We start from the raw sequence: 16,016 nt of genomic DNA on the forward strand, positions 1-16,016 counted from the left end.
CGGCAAGCTCTCGAAGTACGCCGATCGGAACTGTATTCCGATCTACGGAACACGGAGGTGGGGCATGGCAGTACACCCCGGCGGCGCGGCGCTCACCATGGCCGGGGGCGTGCGGGAGTTCGCCGCCTCGACACCCGACACCGTCGCCGTCGTCGACGGCGACCGGAGCCTCACCTACCGGGCGCTGGACGAGCGCGCGAGCCGGCTCGCCCAGGCGCTGCTGGCGCGCGGGCTGCGGCCCGGCGACCGCGTCGCCGTCCGGCTCGGCAACCGGCTGGAGTACCCCGAGGTCATCGCCGCGGCGGCGAAGGCCGGGCTGGTCCTCGTCCCCATCGGGACGCGGCTCACCGAGGCCGAGACGGCCTACATCCTGGAGCACTCCGGCGCCCGCGCCCACCTCTCCGACGAGGAGCCGCGGGCCCCCGTGGAGGTGGTGCTGCGGATCGGAGGCACGGGGGCGGCCTCGTACGAGAAGGCGCTCGAATCGGCCCGGCCCGACGACCCGCGGGTCCCCGTCGACGAGAACGACCCGTGCTGCCTCTACTACACCTCGGGCACGACCGGGAAGCCCAAGGGCGTCCTCAGCAGCCACCGCGCGCGGACCCTCATGTGCTACCTGTCGGCGATGGAGTGGGGCCTCGGCTCCCGGCGCGTCAGCCTCGCCGTCGCGCCGATGTACCACGGCGCCGGGATGGTCTTCGACTACGCGCCGGTCGTCGCCGGCGGCACCGTGGTGATGCTGCCCAAGTGGGACCCCGAGCACATGCTCGTCCTCGCCGAGCGGCACCGCGCGCAGTCGGCGTTCCTCGTCCCGACGCACGCGCAGACGCTCCGCTCGTCCGGCGCCCTCGGCCGCCACGACGCCTCCAGCCTCGACACCCTGTACTTCAACGCGGCCGCCCTGCCCGCCACCTTGAAGGCGTGGGTCACGGAGGCGTTCCCGCACGCCGGCGTCCACGAGCTGTACGGCTCCACCGAGGCGGGCATCGTCACCAACTGCCGTCCCGCCGACGCCGCGCGCACCGGATCGGTGGGGCTGCCCTGGTACATGACCGAGGTCCGCGTCGTCGACCCGGCGGGCGACCCCGTCGGCCCCGGCGAGCGCGGCGAGCTGTTCAGCCGCTCCCCGTTCCTGATGAACGGGTACCTGCGCGACGACGGCGCCACCGCCGCCTGCACGACCGAGGACGGCTTCCTCACCAGCGGCGACATCGTCGTCCGCGACGAGGACGGCTTCGTCTACATCGTGGACCGCAAGAAGGACATGATCATCTCAGGCGGGGTGAACATCGCGCCCCGCGAGGTCGAGGACGTGCTGGGCGCCTTCCCCGGCGTCGCCGACTGCGCCGTGGTCGGGCACCCCGACGAGCGGTGGGGCGAGCGCGTCGCCGCCTACGTCGTCGTCCTGCCCGGCGCGGCCGTCACCGCCGACGACCTCGTGGCCCACTGCCGCGAGCGGCTGTCCGGGCCGAAGGTGCCCCGCAGCGTCGACTTCCTCCCGGCCCTGCCCCGCAACGGCGCCGGCAAGGTCCTCAAGCGCGAGCTCCGCGCGCGCTGACCGCCGCGCGCCGCGCGCGCCGGCCACCGGGCCGTTCCGTTCCCGGCCCGGACTCACATTTCCCTACATCGAGAGAGGTGGCTCCTTTGCGACCCCACGTGGAACTCATCCAGGAGAACGACTACGTCTGGCACGCCGCCGAACTCGTGGGCGGCGAGGGCCGCGCCAGCGAGCGCCGGCTGTCGGTCGACGAGGAGGACGGGTCCTGCTCGCTCCGCGTCGACTTCCACACGGATTGGGGCCGCGGCCCCGGCATCCACCACGCCGACACCGAGTATCACGTGCTCGAAGGGTCGATGACCTACGGCGGCCGGCGGATCGGCAAGGGCGGCTACGTCTACGCGCCCAAGGGCGTCCCGACCGACGCCATCACCTTCAGCGAGGGCACCCGCATCCTGCACTACCGCGAGTACGGCGACGCCGGGTTCGACCCGGTGCAGAGCATCGAGGCGCCGCGCTGGAAGGACGCGTGCGAGGACGTCATCGTCATCGACTCCGAGGCGATGAAGTGGGACGCCGTCCCCAACCCCGGCCCCATGCCGGGCCTGTTCATCAAGTACCTGCACGTGGACCCGGTGACGGGCTTCTACACGCGGCTCGTCCACGCCCAGGAGGGCTGGACGGACCACCGCCTCGCGCACCACCCGTGCTACGAGGAGGCGTACACCGTCCAGGGGCACATGGAGTACAACTTCGGCACGCTGGACCTCGGCACGTACTTCTTCCGGCCCGCCCGCGTGAAGCACGGCCACTTCACCAGCATGGAGGGCGGCGCGACCTGGCTGCTGCGCTCCGACGGAGAACTGTTCAACTGGTACACCCAGAGCGAGTGGGTCCGCTGGGGCGGCGAGGCGATCAACTGGGGCCCGTCCGACGACGGGCGCATGCGCTGGTCGATGTCGTCGCACGACATGGGCGCCGGCTCCCCCGGCCGCAGCGACCGCGACCTCGCCGACCTCCAGGCGTCGGTGCTGTACCAGCGCGAGCAGGGCCAGATCGACGAGGACTACGTCCAGCACGGCACGGGCGCCGACAAGAGCCTGATCGCCATCGCCAAGGCCATGGACGCCGCCCGCCTCCAGGGCGGCCACGGGCACGACCACGGGCACGACCACGATGGCGAGCACGACCACGGGCACGAGCCGGTCGCCGCCGACTGGGGGGCCGAGCCCGCGTCGCTGGAGCACGCCGACGAGCGCACCGACGACCTCGCCCACGTCTGGGGCGCCGGCCGCGTCTGGAAGGAGGGCGACCCCATCCCCGCCCCCATCCTGTCCAGCCGCCCGGTCCGCAGCCGCAGCGCCGGCCGCTGGAACGGCGACGGCATGTAGCACGGAAACCGTGAAGGAAGCCCCGGGCCGCTCGGCCCGGGGCTTCCTCATATGAGGGACGCGGTCAGGCGGCCGACTCGCCGCCGCCCAGGTACAGGGTCTTGACCATGGGGTCGACCTCCACCTCCGCGGCCGTCCCGGACAGGCCGACGCGGCCCCGCTCCAGGACGTAGGCGCGGTCGGCCAGCCGGAGGGCGATGAGCGCCAGCTGCTCCACCAGCAGCACCGAGATGCCGCGCTCGGAGTGCAGCCGCTTGATGTAGGAGAACAGCTCGGCGGCCTTCAGCGGCGCCAGGCCGAGGGACGGCTCGTCCAGCACGAGCAGCTTCGGCTCGCTCATCAGCGCCCGCGCGACGGCGAGCATCTGGGCCTCCCCGCCGGACAGGGTGCCGCCGGCCTGGTCGCGGCGCTCGGCGAGGCGCGGGAACAGCTCCAGCACCTCGTCCATGAGCCGCTGGGTCCGGGCCCGGCTGCGCCGCAGCGCGAACCCGCCGAGCTGGAGGTTCTCCAGCACCGTGTGGTCGGGGAAGATCCGCCGGCCTTCGGGGACGTGCCCGACGCCGAGGCCGGCGCGGCGCCAGCCGGGGACCCGGGTGATGTCCCGCCCGGCGAACGCCACCGTCCCGGCGGACGGCTTCAGCAGGCCGGACAGCACCTTCAGCGTCGTGCTCTTGCCGGCGCCGTTCGGGCCGAGCAGGACCACGAACTCGCCCTCCCCGACCGTCACGGCGACGTCGTCCAGGACCCGGACGCCGCCGTAGCCCGCCCGGATCCCGGTCATCTCCAGCAGCGCGGTCATGTCAGGTCCTCCACCAGGTCGGAGCGCCCGAGGTACGCGTCCAGCACCGCGGGGTCGGAGCGGACCTCGGCGGGCGCCCCGCAGGCGATCACCTTGCCGCTGTCGATGACGGTGACGCGGTCGCAGACGTCCATCAGGAAGTCCATGTTGTGCTCGATGAGCACCACCGCGAGGCCGTGGTCGCGGAACGCCCGGCACAGCCGCGCGAGCGCCTCGATCTCGGCGGGGACGAGCCCGGTGGCGGGCTCGTCGAGGATGAGCACGCGCGGGCTCGACGCCACCGCCCGGACGACCTCCAGCAGCCGCTTCTGGCCGTGCGACAGGGACCCGGCGAGCTGCGCCGACCGGCCCGACAGCCCGGCGAACGCCAGCAGCTGGGCGGCCTCCGCGCGGGACTCGGCCTCGCGGCGCCGGTAGCCCGGCAGCCGCAGCACCGCCGACGGCAGCCCGTACCGCTCGCGGCGGCGCATCCCGGCGAGGACGTTGTCGAGGACGGTCTGCTGCTCGAACAGGTGCGGGATCTGGAACACCCGCGTGACGCCGCGCTCGGCGACCTCGAAGGGGCGGTCCGGGGCCGGCTCACCGCAGACCAGCACCTCCCCCGCGTCCAGCCGGTGGAAGCGCGTGAGGCAGGCGACGGTGGTCGACTTCCCCGACCCGTTCGGCCCGATGATGCCGTGGACGGTCCCGGCGGCGACGGAGACGTCCACGCCGTCCACCGCCTTGACGCCGCCGAAGTGCTTGACGAGCCCGCGCCCCTCCAGCGCGGGGACGTCCGGGTCGGCGGCGGGCGGCAGCACCGACGCGGGCAGGTTCCCGGACGGCTCGCTGTCCTCGCCCTCGGGCGGGCGGCCGAACCGGCCGCCCCGCCAGGTGCCGACGATGCCGCGCGGGACGAGCATCATCGCGAGCAGCAGGGTGCAGCCGAGGAACAGCGTGGTGTACCGGGCGTAGTCCTTGATCAGCTCGACCACGGCGGCGATGATCGCGACGCCGATCACCGGGCCGGCCAGCGTGCCGATGCCGCCGAGGAACAGGCCGACGAAGAACACCAGGCCGTTGTCCAGGATGCCGACGTCGGGGTTGATGAAGCCGAGCTGCAGCGCGTACAGGCCGCCGGAGAGGCCGGCGATCGCGCCGGCGACGGTGAACACCAGGATCTTGGTGCGGGTCGGGCGGATGCCCATGGCCGCGGCGGTGTCCGGGCTCTCCTTGACCGCCATGACCGCCCGGCCGACGCCGCTGCGCATCAGGTTGCGCTGCAGGACGTAGACCACGACCAGCGCGCCGAGCGTGACGTAGTAGAACGGGACCTTGCCGAGGCCGCCGGGGGCGACCCCGACGATGCCGTTGACGCCGCCGGTGACCGACTCCCACGCCTTCCCGCCCTCCACCGCGATCAGGTTCGCGGCGAGGGTGATCATGCCGAAGTACAGGTAGGTGGCGCGCAGGCTGATGACCAGGACGAGCGCGGAGAAGACCGCGCCGAGCAGCATGGCCAGCGCGACGCCCGCGAGCCACGGCAGCCCCGCCTCGACGGTGGTGTAGGCGACGGCGTACCCGCCGATCAGCTGCATGCCGGTGTGCATCATCGACAGCAGGCCGCCGTACCCCATCGAGAGGTTCAGCGAGATCGTCAGGATCGCGCTGATCGCCGCCGCGGCGACCAGCCCGTTGTAGTACGAGGCGTTGTAGCTGTAGAAGTCGGTGATCGCGGGCCAGGCGAGCAGGACCGCGGCGGCCGCCGCGGTCAGCAGCGCGGGGAGGCCCCGCCGCAGGACGTCGTGTGCACCCTTCATCAGTGCGCCTCCATCGGCTTGCCGAACAGCCCGGACGGGAACGCCACGAGGATCAGCGCCAGCAGCCCGAAGACGACGAAGTCCCCGGTCGTGGCGCCGGCGAGGTTGCGGACCACCGCGTCCAGCAGGCCGACGATCAGGCCGCCGGCCAGCGCGCCGCGCGGCGAGCCGACCCCGCCGATCACCGCGGCGATGAACCCCTTGATGGTGAACATCAGCCCGGAGGCCGGGCCGATGAACAGCAGCGGCGCGGCCAGCACGCCCGCGAAGGCGCAGATCACCGCGGCGATCACGAAGCTGAGCAGGACGACCCGGCGGACCGGGATGCCCATGATCACGGCGGCGTCGGCGTCGTGCGAGGCCGCCCGGATGGCGCGCCCGTAGGCGGTGCGCCGCAGGAACAGGTCGTAGCCGGCCATCACGGCGAGCGCGACGCCGATGGTGAGCAGCTGCTGCCAGGCGAGCCGCTGCCCGAACACCTCCAGGTGGCCGGGGGCCAGGGCGCGCGGGCGCAGCGCGTCCACGTCGAAGTAGCGCAGCGTGAACAGCGCCTGGAAGATCATCGCCGCGGCGAGGGTGGCGATGATCCAGGCGTACCGGGACCCGGACAGCCGCACCGGCAGCATGATCATCCGCTCGCTGAGCAGGCCCATGGCCGCGCCGAGCACGAGCGTGGCCAGCAGCGCCGCGGGCCACCCCCACTGCCACAGCGCGACCACCTGGTAGCTGACGGCCGCGCCGAGCACGACCGGCTCGCCCTGGGCGAAGTTCAGCACCCGGGTGGGCTGGAAGACGATCGCCAGCGCCAGCGCGACCAGCGCGTACACCGACCCGGCGAACAGGCCGTCGAGCCAGACCTGCGCGCTCACGACGGGCTGATCTCCGTCGTGTACCAGCCCTTGCCGTCCTTGTTCCACTGGTACAGGTGCACCTGGTGGTAGAACTCGTGGCTCGGGCCGGGCTTGATGGCGTTGCCGGACGGGGTCTTGTCCGCCGGGACGTCCAGCGCCTCGATCGCGGCGGCGAGCTTGGCGGCGTCGGTGCTCTTGGTGGACTTCACGGCCTGCTCGAAGGCGAACAGGCAGTCGGCGGTGATGGCCGCGCCCTTCGGCGACTGCGCGCCGCTCTTCGGCCCGACGTTCTTGCCGTACTTCTGCTCGATCGCCTCGGTGTGCGTCCGGTATCCGGGCATCCACTCCGACCGGGACTTGCGGGTCGGGTACTCGTACAGCGCGGCGGGGAACACCGCGCCCTTGGCCGCGTCCCCGGCCGCCTCGATGAAGGAGATGTTCTGCATGCCGGACCCGGCGCCCACGATCTTGCCCTTGAAGCCGGCCTGCGCGGCCGCCGCCATCGTCTTGGCGCCGCCGACGCTGCTGGAGATCATGATCGCGCCGGCGTCCCCGAACTTCTCGACGTAGGCGCGGTGGCTCTGGTCGTCGGCCCGGCTGACCTGCCAGCCGAGGTACTTGATGCCCGCCTCGGGCAGCAGCTTCTTCATCAGCGCGTCGGTGTTCTTGCCGGTGTCGTCGCCCTCGTAGACCAGGCCGAGCGAGGTGACGCCCTCCTGCTTCAGCCAGCTCACGACCATCCGGCCGTCGAGGTCGAAGGGGTCCTGCGAGCGGAAGCCGTACTTGAGGTCGGCGAAGCTGCCGGTGGAGACGGCGGGCTGGCAGTTGAGCTTCCCGCTCTTCTCGTAGGTGCCCTTGGCCGCGTCGTAGAACGCGGTCAGCGACGGGCCGATGACGAGCTTGACGGCGTCGTTGCCGGCCATCTCGTTGGCCGCCTGGACGGCCTTGCCCGGGTCGAGGCCCGAGTCGCGGGTGACGAGCTTCAGCTGCGAGCCGTCCAGCCCGCCCGCCTTGTTGATCCGCTCGATCTCGATGGTCAGGGAGTTCTGCTGGGAGATGCCGAGAACCGCGAAGGGACCGCTCATGGGCGAGATCAGCCCGATCTGGATCTCCGGTTTGTCACCCGCGGCCTTGCCCGAGCATCCGGTCGCGGTCACGGCGAGGGCCGCCAGCCCCGCGGCGACCGTGACGACTGATCTGCGCATGTGCACCTCCGCCAGGATGTTCCTGTTATCGGAACGCGGTTCCGTGACGTTGGACGCTATAAAGGCCCGCGCGGCAGTGTCAATAGGTCTGACTTTTTCGCTCATGACGTTTTTGCTACGCGGTGAGCTGCCGGAACACGGCCGGATGCCGCGCCCGCCGGCCGGCGGGCGCGGCACGGTGCGCCGCGCGCCGTCGCGGCTAATCGGAAACGTGCCCCATCAGAGCGGAAAGCCGTCCGGTCGCCGCGAGCAGCGCCCGGGCGCAGGCGTCCGCCTCGCCGCGGAACCGCTCCACGGGCCCGCACACGCTCACCACCGCCGCCGGGAGGCCGTGGTGGTCGAAGACGGGCGCGGCGACGGAGGCCGCGCCCGACTGGCGCTCGGCGAACGAGCGGGCGTGGCCGCGCCGCCGGATCTCCGCCAGCTCCCGGCGGAGCGCGTCCGGGTCGACGACCGTCCGGTCGGTGAGCCGGCTGAGATGGTCGCCGGCGAGGTACTCCTCGATGCGCGCCGCGGGCAGGAAGGCCAGGAACGCCTTCGACGAGGCGCCCGCGTGCAGTGGGAACGGGACGCCGAGCGACACCGACATGATCACCTCCCGGTCGGGGGTCACCTGGTCGACGTACACGCGCTCCGCGCCCGCCCGGGTCGACAGCGTCGCCGTCTCCCGGGTGGCCCGCGACAGCCCGGCCAGCTCGGGCGCCGCCAGCCGGCGCACGTCGATGTGGTCGAGATAGGCCAGGCCGAGCCGCATCGCGGTCAGCCCGAGCGCGTACCGGCGGGTCTGCTCGTCCACCCGGACCAGCCGGCGGCTGCGCAGCGAGGTGAGGATCCGGTGGACGGCGGGCTTGGAGAGCCCGAGCGCGTCGGCGATCTCGGTGACCCCGAGCGTCGGGGCGCCCGCCTCGGCGAACAGCACCAGCACGTCCGCCGCCCGCTCCACCGTCGAGGCCGACTGCCCGGCCCGCTCGGCGGCGGCGCGGACGCCGGTCTCCCGGGACATCAGCGCCGTCCCGCTCAGCCGCGGCGCAGCCCGACGGGCACCGGCGGATCGGTGACGATCCGCGTGTCCAGGAACTCCCACCAGTCGTCCTGGGTGACGCGCTCGCCCTCCCAGTCGGCGTCGGCCTTCAGCCCGCCGAGCGCGGCGCGGTAGGCGCCCCACGCGGCCTCGTCCTCGAACGCCGCCCAGTTCTCCAGCGTGTAGACGTCGCCGATCACGCTGTAGTACCAGCGCACCTCCCTGACCATGGGGAGGTCGCGGTAGAACCAGCGCTCGCGGTCCTCCAGCCACGCCCAGAACTCCTTCTGGTTGCGCCGGGACCGCTCGCTGAGCTTCATCCGGTAGACGAGGTAGATCATGCGATGCCTCCTCATGTTCCGCTGTCCGTAACATCGTCACATAGGTTGTGGTGGGGACATCTTGCAACAGCTTTCCGCTAAATGGAACAGCCCGGCCGGACGAGGATCCGGCCGGGGCGTCCGGCCGGGAGCGGCTCACCGGGCCCGAACGCGGCCCAGCGCGGGCCGTCCGCGCCCGCCGGCCACAGCACGCGGACCGGCGAGCCGAAGCGCGCGGGCGCCCGCTCGTACAGCCGCGCCTCCCGCTCCCCTCCCGTGCGCAGCGGCAGCCCCGCCTCCGGGACGGGCACCGACAGCAGCGGCACCCGGCCGCCGGACGGGTCGGCCGGTGCGGCGCCCTCGCCCTCGGTCCAGGCCGGGACGCCGGAGAACCAGGCCAGCGCCAGCGCGCCTCCGTCGCTCACGGACGCGCGGCGGGTGACACCGGGCGCGATCCAGCCGCGGTCGCCCCGCTCGTAGGCCACGCCGGAGACGGTGAGGGCGCCGTCGAGGACGACGAACTCCTCGCCGCAGGTGTAGTGGCCCGGCCCCGGCCGGAGCCAGCCGGGCGGGAAGCGGACGAGCGAGGTGGACGATCCGTCCGCCGGGTCGACCTCCAGCCGGAGCAGCCCCACGGGCTCGTTCGACCCCGGGATGGTGAACGCCTTCCAGGGGAGCCCGGGGCGGACCGGGTCCACGTCGGCGAGGTGCAGGGGCATGAGCCTCTCCCATCGCTGTTTCTATTCTCGGAACAGTGTTTCAGATAGCATGCGCCGCGTCACCGGTCCCGACCCCAGGGAGTCACCATGCTCACCAGCCCCCGGTACGCCGTGCTCGGATGCCACGACCTCCCCGCCGCCGCGGGCTTCCTGTCCGTCCTCGGCTTCCGGGAGCGGCGCCGCGGCGTCCTCGGCCGGGACGCGGCGGCGGCCCTGTACGGGCTGTCCGGGCCGGCCGAGGAGGTGCTCTACCTCCCCGAGGGCGCCGGTGCCGGGGGCCTCGTGCTCGTCGCCGCCCCCGAGGGCGGCACCGGGATCGCCTCCGGCGGCTACGCCGTCGACGTCTACACGCGCGACATCGAGGCGAGCGTCGCGGAACTCACCGCGGCCGGCGGAGCCCCCTCCCCCATCGCCCGGTGGGAGCTCGGCGGGCGGCCCTTCGCCGAATGCGGCCTCGTCGGCCCCGGCGGCATCCGGGTCGTCCTCGTCGAGGGCAGCTCCCGCCGCGCGAGCCTGCTGGACGCCGACGGCGAGCGGCGGCACTCCGAACTGCAGGCCGCCGTCCACCTCGCCCACGGGTGCGACGCCGGGTTCTGGACGGGCCTCGGCCTGCGGACGCTCTACTCGCAGCGGCTGGTGAACCCGGCCGTGGCCGCGCTGATCGGCATCGACCGGCCGGACGCCGAGATCGTCCTCGACCTGTTCTGGGACGGGCACGGCGCCCGGCTGGAACTGATCAGCTTCCCGGGCCTGGAACTGCCCGCCGGCGACGAGGCGTTCACCTCCGGCATGCGCGCGGGCGTCTTCCCGGTCGCCGACCTGGACGCCGCCCACGCCCTGCTCACCGCGGCCGGCGCGCGCACGGGCGCCATCGTGGACAGCCCGCTGCGCGGCGGCCGCGCGTTCACCGCCACCTCCCCCGACGGCGTCCACCTCGAACTCTGGACGGCCTGACCGCAGCGCCGCGAACGGCCCCGCGCGGCGCGCACCCGCGACCGCGTCAGGCGCGGGGCTCGTACAGCGTCACGCTGACGCCGTTCGGCGTGGTGACCGACGCCGCGGCGGCCTTGCCGTGCAGCGGGTCGTCGGTCTCCACGGGCGCGGCGGACACCACCGCGCCGCCCGTCCGGCGGACGCTCTCCAGCGCGGCGCCGAGGTCGCGCGTGCGGACCGTCCAGCCGCTGTGCCCGAGCGAGCGGCCGGGGCGCTGGGCCGGGCGCCGGTCGACCCGGTGCTCCCCCTCGGCGGAGGTGACCTCGATGCGGGCCGTCCGCTCCCCGGCGAGGAACGCCAGCCGCATGCGGGTGCCCGGCGGCAGGCCCGCGACCGTGTCGAAGCCCGGCGAGGAGAAGACCACGTCGTACCAGACGGACATGCCGAGGCCGTCCGGCCCCCAGAACGCCACCTCAGCGCCGGCGTCGGGGACGTGGCACACCACCGAGGTCAGCTCGGTGTAGGGGCGCCCCGGGTCGGCCTCCCAGGCTGCCGTCCCCCGGATCGCGGCGGGCTGGACGAACACGACCGCGGTGCCGTCGGGCGCGGGGCACACGCCCTGCGTGACCTGGACCTCCCGGTCCCCCACGGCGACGCCGTAGGTGGCGGGCGGCGTCGACCACGCGATGCCGTCCGCGGCGAACCGGGCGTGCGCGGCCGCGATGTCGGCGGCGTACACGTCGATGCCGATCAGGCCGTCGTCGAGGTTGTGCGGGCGCGCGGCGGGCGCGAGCGGCTCCGGCACGCGGACCAGGTGGATCCGGCCGGTGCCGGCGCCCGCCGCGGCGAGCGCCATGGCCTCGACGTCGGCGGGCCCGGTGCCCCACAGGGCGTCCGCGGCCGCCGCGCCGACGGTGCCCCGCGCGGCGACCTCGTAGCCGAGGCGTCCGCCGAAGAACTCCAGGTGCGGGCCGAAGTCGGACACGCCGATGACCGCACCGGTGATGCCCTCGACCAGGGCCGGTCCGTGCTCGCTCATCCGAGATCCCTTCGTGTTCCAAAATGCGGAATGCTGTTCCAATTCGATGGAGGTTGACGCTAGGCTCGCGGGCGGCGGGCTGTCAACGCCCGCCGCACCGCCCCCCGCCCACGCGTCCGACCAGGAGGAGCCCATGCGCGCCGGAGTCCCGGGCATGCCCATCAACCGCCAGCACCTCGGCGAGTGGCGGGGTGAGTACGTCCACCTCGACGCCGGCGGGACGATCGTCGACCGGCACGCCTCGCACCTGAAGTGCTGGGTCCCCGAGGACGGCTCGTACGACATCCGCCAGATCAACACCTACACCTGGCCGGACGGGCGGGTGGAGGCGCTGGAGTTCGGCGGGCGCATGCGGGGCGACGTCTGCCACTTCGACAACGACCGGATCATCGGCGAGATGAGCCAGGTGGACGCCCAGGCCATCGTGCTGACCTGGTCGTACAAGTCCGACCCCGGCAACTACCTCTACGAGCTCATCCAGCTCTCCCGCGACGGGCTGCACAAGTGCCGCACCTGGCACTGGATGGACGGCGACCGCCTGGTCAAGCGGACGATCATCAGCGAGTCCAAGGTCGCCTGACCCGCCCGCCCCGGCGGCCGGGGGCCCGCGCGCCCCGGCCGCCGGACGGCGGCTCAGCCCTCCGCCGCGCCGAGGGGGCGGGCGCCGGCGGGCCACCAGTCGCCCGCGCCGTAGGGGTCGGCGAGCGGCTGCGACCCGTGCTCGTGGACGATGCGCCACCGCCCGCCCTCGTCGCGCAGCAGCCAGGTCATCCGCATCCGGAGCCGGCCGGCGGCGCCGTCCCCGTGCACGTCGTAGTCGATGACGCCGGTGACCTGGCCGAGCGCGGCGGACTCGAACACGTGCGGGCCCTCGATCCACCGGTAGCCGTCGATGCCGACGGGGGCGGCGAAGTAGGCGCGCCAGCCCTGCTCGATCCGGTCGCCGCCGCGCGTCGTCCAGCGGGGGCCCTCGGGGAAGACGTAGGCGTCGGGCGCGCCGGAGAAGGCGTCGAGGACGGCGTCGAGATCGCGGTCGACGACCGCCTGGAGCATGGCCTCGGTCGCTTCGAGCGGGGACTTCATCGCTGGTTCCTTCCTGTTCGGGGACCGTGGGCGTGTTTCATCTCATAATGTGGAACCGGGGTTCCCCGCGGGGCACCGGCGTCGCCACGTAGTGGAACGGCATTACACTGGTCGAAACCGCGTGCACGCTCGCGTCCATCAGCCATGCCGACCCACGGGGACCGGGAAGGAACCACCTCCATGACCAGCACCGCGCAGCCGAGCGAGCTCTCCCCCCGCGCCGAGGAGCGCGCGGGGACGGGCCAGACCATCGCCACGGTGGAGCGCGCGGCCGACGTCCTGATGTACTTCGCGGAGCAGCGGGCGGCGACCCTCGGCGTCACCGAGGTGGCCACCGCGCTCGGCCTGTCCAAGGCCGCGGTGCACCGCATCCTCACGTCGCTGCGCGGCCACGGGCTGATCGAGCTGGACGAGGCGACCCGGCGCTACTCCCTCGGGATCGGCGCGATGAAGCTCGGCATGGCCTACCTGGAGCGGATCGACGTGCGGACCGTCGCCCGGCCCGAGCTGACCGCGCTGTCGGAGCGCACGATGGAGACCGCGACGCTGTCGGTCCGGTCCGGCTGGACGCGCTCCTACATCGACCAGGTGACCCCGCGCCGGGAGCTGATCATGTCGGTGACGCTCGGTGTGCCCTACCCGCTGCACGCCGGGGCGTCCTCGAAGGCGTTCCTGGCCTTCCTGTCCGACGAGGAGATCGAGCACTACCTCGCCCAGCCCGCGCTGGAGCAGTTCACCCCGGCCACCCTCGCCACCCCGCCGCGGCTGCGCCGCGAGATCGAGGAGATCCGCGCCCGCGGCTACGCCTCCTCGATCGCGGAGCGGCAGCCGGGCGCGGCGTCCGTCGCCGCGCCGATCCTCGACCAGAACGACCGGCCGATCGCCGTGATGAGCGTCAGCGGCCCGATCGACCGGTTCCGCGAGGAGACCGAGTTCTGCGCCTCGGCCCTGCTGCAGACGGTGCGGCGGCTGTCCGAGCGCTTCGGCCACCGCCCCGCCTGAGCCCGCCGCCGGTCCGCCGCGCCCCTGGGAGTCGCGCCGCATTCAGTACGCCGTCGATCCGGGCTTGACCACGCCGAGCAGGGCGGCCACCACGACCAGCGTCCAGATCGCGAGGACGTACGGGATGCTGCCCTGGACGGCGCCGCGGATGTCGCGCTCCACCGCCGGGTCGCTGCCCTTGGCGAGCAGCGTCCCCCAGGCGGCGCCGAACGGCTTCAGCTTCACCCGGATCATCAGCCCGGCGGCGATGCACAGCGCGTAGGCGGCGACCTTCCCGGCCAGCCACTTCGGGTTGGACGTCACGCCGAACGGCTCCTCGGCGAGGAAGGTGTAGCCGGCCGCGCCGAGCAGCCCGGCGATCAGCGCGCCGCGCACGACCAGGTCGGTGCGGTGCACCAGGTCGCCGTACCGGCCGGGCCGGCGCCGGTAGTCGGCGACGACCAGCCACAGCCAGACCAGCGCGAGGGCCCAGACGACGGCGAGCCGCCAGCCGCCGAAGACGTCGCGGCCGAGCTCGTCGGCCGCCATCAGCGTGATGCCGCTCGGCAGGAACAGCACCAGGCAGATCCGCGGGGACATGTCGACCACGTGCATGATCTTCACCGCGACGCCGCGCGCCTCGGTGGACAGCTCGGGCTTGAGGATGAACCGGCTGGAGTAGAAGACGCCGAGGTCGCCGCCGAGCCAGTAGGCGAACAGGACGATGTGGAGCAGGATCGCCCAGCTGTGCAGCGTCCATCCGTGGGTGCCGATCACGGGGCCTCCGTCAGGGGGAAAGGTCAGACTATTATCTGTACCATCATTCCGGTTTCAATGGAACGGCGTTACAGTCGTCGGAACAGATTCCGGGAGGTTGGGATGGCTCGACAGATCGGCGTGCGGGACCCGCGCACCGGGCGCACCGACGGGACGCTCCGCTGCGCCGACGCCGCCGAGGTGGCCGCGGCGGCGGGCCGGGCCCGCGCTGCGCAGCCCGGCTGGCTCGCGCTCGGCACCGCCGGGCGGGTGGCGGCGCTGCGCGCGCTGCGGGACGCGATCGCCGAGCGGGATAGCGCGATGACGGCGGCGCTCGTCCGCGACACCGGGCGCCTCCAGGTGTCGCGGCTGGAGACCGACAGCGTCCTCGCCTCCCTGGACCGCTGGTGCGAGCGCGCCCCCGGACTGCTCGACGCCGCCGGCCCGGACCCCGTGCCGACCTCGATGCCGGGCATCGGCCTCCGGCAGGCGCCGCTGCCGTACCCGCTCGTCGGCGCGATCAGCCCGTGGAACTTCCCGCTGCTGCTCGCGATGATCGACGCCGTGCCCGCGCTGCTCGCCGGCTCGGCGGTGCTGCTCAAGCCGAGCGAGATCACCCCGCGGTTCGCCTCCGTCCTGCGCGAGTGCGCCGCCGCGGTGCCCGCGCTGGACGGCGTCCTCACCGTGGTCGACGGCGACGGCGCCACCGGCGCGGCCGTCGTCGACGCCGTCGACCTGGTCTGCTTCACCGGCAGCGTGCGGACCGGCCGCGCCGTGGGCGCCGCCGCGGCGGCCCGGTTCATCCCGGCGTTCCTGGAGCTCGGCGGCAAGGACCCGGCCATCGTCTGCGCGGACGCCGACCTCGACCGCGCCGCCCAGGCGATCCTCTACGGCGGGACGGTCAACACCGGCCACTCGTGCATGTCGATCGAGCGGGTGTACGCGGCCGCGCCCGTGTTCGAGGAGTTCGTCGGCCTGCTGGTGGCGCGGGCCCGCAAGGTCGGCCTGGCCTACCCGGAGGTGACCGACGGGGAGCTCGGGCCGATCATCTCCGCCGACCAGGTGGGGATCATCCGCGAGCATCTCGCGGACGCGGTCGCGCGCGGCGCGTCCGTCCGGTGCGGCGGGGAGATCCGCGTGCTCGGCGGCGGCGCCTACCTGGAGCCCACGGTCCTCACCGGCGTCGACCACACCATGAAGGTCATGCGGGAGGAGACGTTCGGGCCCGTCCTGCCGGTCATGCCGTTCGCGGACGCCGACGAGGCGGTCCGGCTGGCGAACGACAGCGCCTACGGGCTGTCGGCCGCCGTGTTCGCGGGCACCACCGAGGCCGCCCTGGCGGTCGGCGAGCGGCTGGAGGCGGGCGGCGTCAGCGTCAACGACGCGTCGCTGACCGGCTTCGTGCAGGACGGGGAGAAGAACGCCTTCAAGTCCTCGGGGCTCGGCGGCTCGCGGATGGGCCCCGCGTCGATCCGCCGGTTCCAGCGGCAGCGCTCCTTCCTGATCCGCTCCCCCGAGGACCGGGCGCCCTGGTGGTTCGACTGACACGGGTGGTTCGGCTGACACGGGTGGTTCGGCTGACACGGGTGGTTCGGCTGACACGGGCGGTTCGACTGACAGG

At 73.4% G+C, this 16,016-nt stretch carries 16 protein-coding genes; 6 read left to right on the plus strand and 10 right to left on the minus strand.

What is annotated here, in order from left to right; translation table 11 throughout:
* Positions 1-64 precede the first annotated feature (64 nt).
* On the plus strand, positions 65-1,558 hold the full coding sequence (locus ACGFI1_RS23085) for a class I adenylate-forming enzyme family protein (protein WP_392787702.1): 1,494 nt from the start codon (positions 65-67) through the stop codon (positions 1,556-1,558).
* Positions 1,559-1,644: 86 nt separating this feature from the next.
* Positions 1,645-2,889, plus strand: coding sequence for a DUF4437 domain-containing protein (locus ACGFI1_RS23090; protein ID WP_392787705.1), 1,245 nt, complete (start codon positions 1,645-1,647; stop codon positions 2,887-2,889).
* Positions 2,890-2,953: 64 nt separating this feature from the next.
* On the opposite strand, the gene ACGFI1_RS23095 is transcribed toward ACGFI1_RS23090, so the two are convergent.
* From ACGFI1_RS23095 to ACGFI1_RS23125, 7 genes are all read right to left on the minus strand, one after another.
* Positions 2,954-3,688: an ABC transporter ATP-binding protein gene (locus ACGFI1_RS23095; protein ID WP_392787708.1), complete on the minus strand. Its 735-nt coding sequence runs from the start codon at positions 3,686-3,688 to the stop codon at positions 2,954-2,956.
* Positions 3,685-5,487, minus strand: coding sequence for a branched-chain amino acid ABC transporter ATP-binding protein/permease (locus ACGFI1_RS23100; RefSeq protein ID WP_138632970.1), 1,803 nt, complete (start codon positions 5,485-5,487; stop codon positions 3,685-3,687). Before ACGFI1_RS23100 ends, ACGFI1_RS23095 begins: the two co-directional genes overlap by 4 nt.
* Positions 5,487-6,356, minus strand: a complete 870-nt coding sequence (locus ACGFI1_RS23105) for a branched-chain amino acid ABC transporter permease (RefSeq protein ID WP_171068805.1) — start codon at positions 6,354-6,356, stop codon at positions 5,487-5,489. The genes ACGFI1_RS23100 and ACGFI1_RS23105 overlap by 1 nt, the downstream gene beginning before the upstream one ends.
* Positions 6,353-7,543, minus strand: coding sequence for an ABC transporter substrate-binding protein (locus tag ACGFI1_RS23110; RefSeq protein ID WP_386873526.1), 1,191 nt, complete (start codon positions 7,541-7,543; stop codon positions 6,353-6,355). Before ACGFI1_RS23110 ends, ACGFI1_RS23105 begins: the two co-directional genes overlap by 4 nt.
* Before the next feature lie 199 nt (positions 7,544-7,742).
* Positions 7,743-8,546 (minus strand): IclR family transcriptional regulator, encoded by an 804-nt coding sequence (locus tag ACGFI1_RS23115; RefSeq protein ID WP_138632961.1) that lies wholly within the window; start codon positions 8,544-8,546, stop codon positions 7,743-7,745.
* Positions 8,547-8,560: 14 nt separating this feature from the next.
* Positions 8,561-8,905: a hypothetical protein gene (locus tag ACGFI1_RS23120; protein WP_205719055.1), complete on the minus strand. Its 345-nt coding sequence runs from the start codon at positions 8,903-8,905 to the stop codon at positions 8,561-8,563.
* Between the two features lie 77 nt (positions 8,906-8,982).
* Positions 8,983-9,603, minus strand: coding sequence for a hypothetical protein (locus ACGFI1_RS23125; RefSeq protein ID WP_392787713.1), 621 nt, complete (start codon positions 9,601-9,603; stop codon positions 8,983-8,985).
* Between the two features lie 87 nt (positions 9,604-9,690).
* Between ACGFI1_RS23125 and ACGFI1_RS23130 the strand changes: the two genes are divergently transcribed.
* Positions 9,691-10,557: a hypothetical protein gene (locus tag ACGFI1_RS23130; protein WP_392787715.1), complete on the plus strand. Its 867-nt coding sequence runs from the start codon at positions 9,691-9,693 to the stop codon at positions 10,555-10,557.
* A 46-nt stretch (positions 10,558-10,603) separates the two neighbouring features.
* Here the strand turns inward: ACGFI1_RS23130 and ACGFI1_RS23135 are convergent, their stop codons facing one another.
* Positions 10,604-11,575 (minus strand): hypothetical protein, encoded by a 972-nt coding sequence (locus tag ACGFI1_RS23135; RefSeq protein WP_138632949.1) that lies wholly within the window; start codon positions 11,573-11,575, stop codon positions 10,604-10,606.
* 133 nt (positions 11,576-11,708) lie between these two features.
* Here ACGFI1_RS23135 and ACGFI1_RS23140 point away from each other — a divergent pair, with 133 nt between their 5' ends.
* A complete protein-coding gene (locus ACGFI1_RS23140; protein WP_138632946.1) occupies positions 11,709-12,155 on the plus strand; it encodes a DUF3598 domain-containing protein in 447 nt (148 codons plus the stop codon).
* Positions 12,156-12,208: 53 nt separating this feature from the next.
* Here ACGFI1_RS23140 and ACGFI1_RS23145 read toward each other — a convergent pair whose 3' ends face one another.
* Positions 12,209-12,658 carry a YybH family protein gene (locus tag ACGFI1_RS23145; RefSeq protein WP_138632943.1) on the minus strand — a complete coding sequence of 150 codons (450 nt, stop codon included), beginning with the start codon at positions 12,656-12,658 and terminating at the stop codon, positions 12,209-12,211.
* Positions 12,659-12,838: 180 nt separating this feature from the next.
* Here ACGFI1_RS23145 and ACGFI1_RS23150 point away from each other — a divergent pair, with 180 nt between their 5' ends.
* On the plus strand, positions 12,839-13,660 hold the full coding sequence (locus ACGFI1_RS23150; protein ID WP_392787719.1) for an IclR family transcriptional regulator: 822 nt from the start codon (positions 12,839-12,841) through the stop codon (positions 13,658-13,660).
* A 42-nt stretch (positions 13,661-13,702) separates the two neighbouring features.
* Here the strand turns inward: ACGFI1_RS23150 and ACGFI1_RS23155 are convergent, their stop codons facing one another.
* Positions 13,703-14,416, minus strand: coding sequence for a hypothetical protein (locus tag ACGFI1_RS23155; RefSeq protein WP_392787722.1), 714 nt, complete (start codon positions 14,414-14,416; stop codon positions 13,703-13,705).
* A gap of 102 nt (positions 14,417-14,518) precedes the next feature.
* Between ACGFI1_RS23155 and ACGFI1_RS23160 the strand changes: the two genes are divergently transcribed.
* A complete protein-coding gene (locus tag ACGFI1_RS23160; protein WP_392787724.1) occupies positions 14,519-15,940 on the plus strand; it encodes an aldehyde dehydrogenase family protein in 1,422 nt (473 codons plus the stop codon).
* Positions 15,941-16,016: the final 76 nt, after the last annotated feature.

The organism is Actinomadura geliboluensis (assembly GCF_043197915.1).
Classification (GTDB): domain Bacteria; phylum Actinomycetota; class Actinomycetes; order Streptosporangiales; family Streptosporangiaceae; genus Spirillospora; species Spirillospora geliboluensis.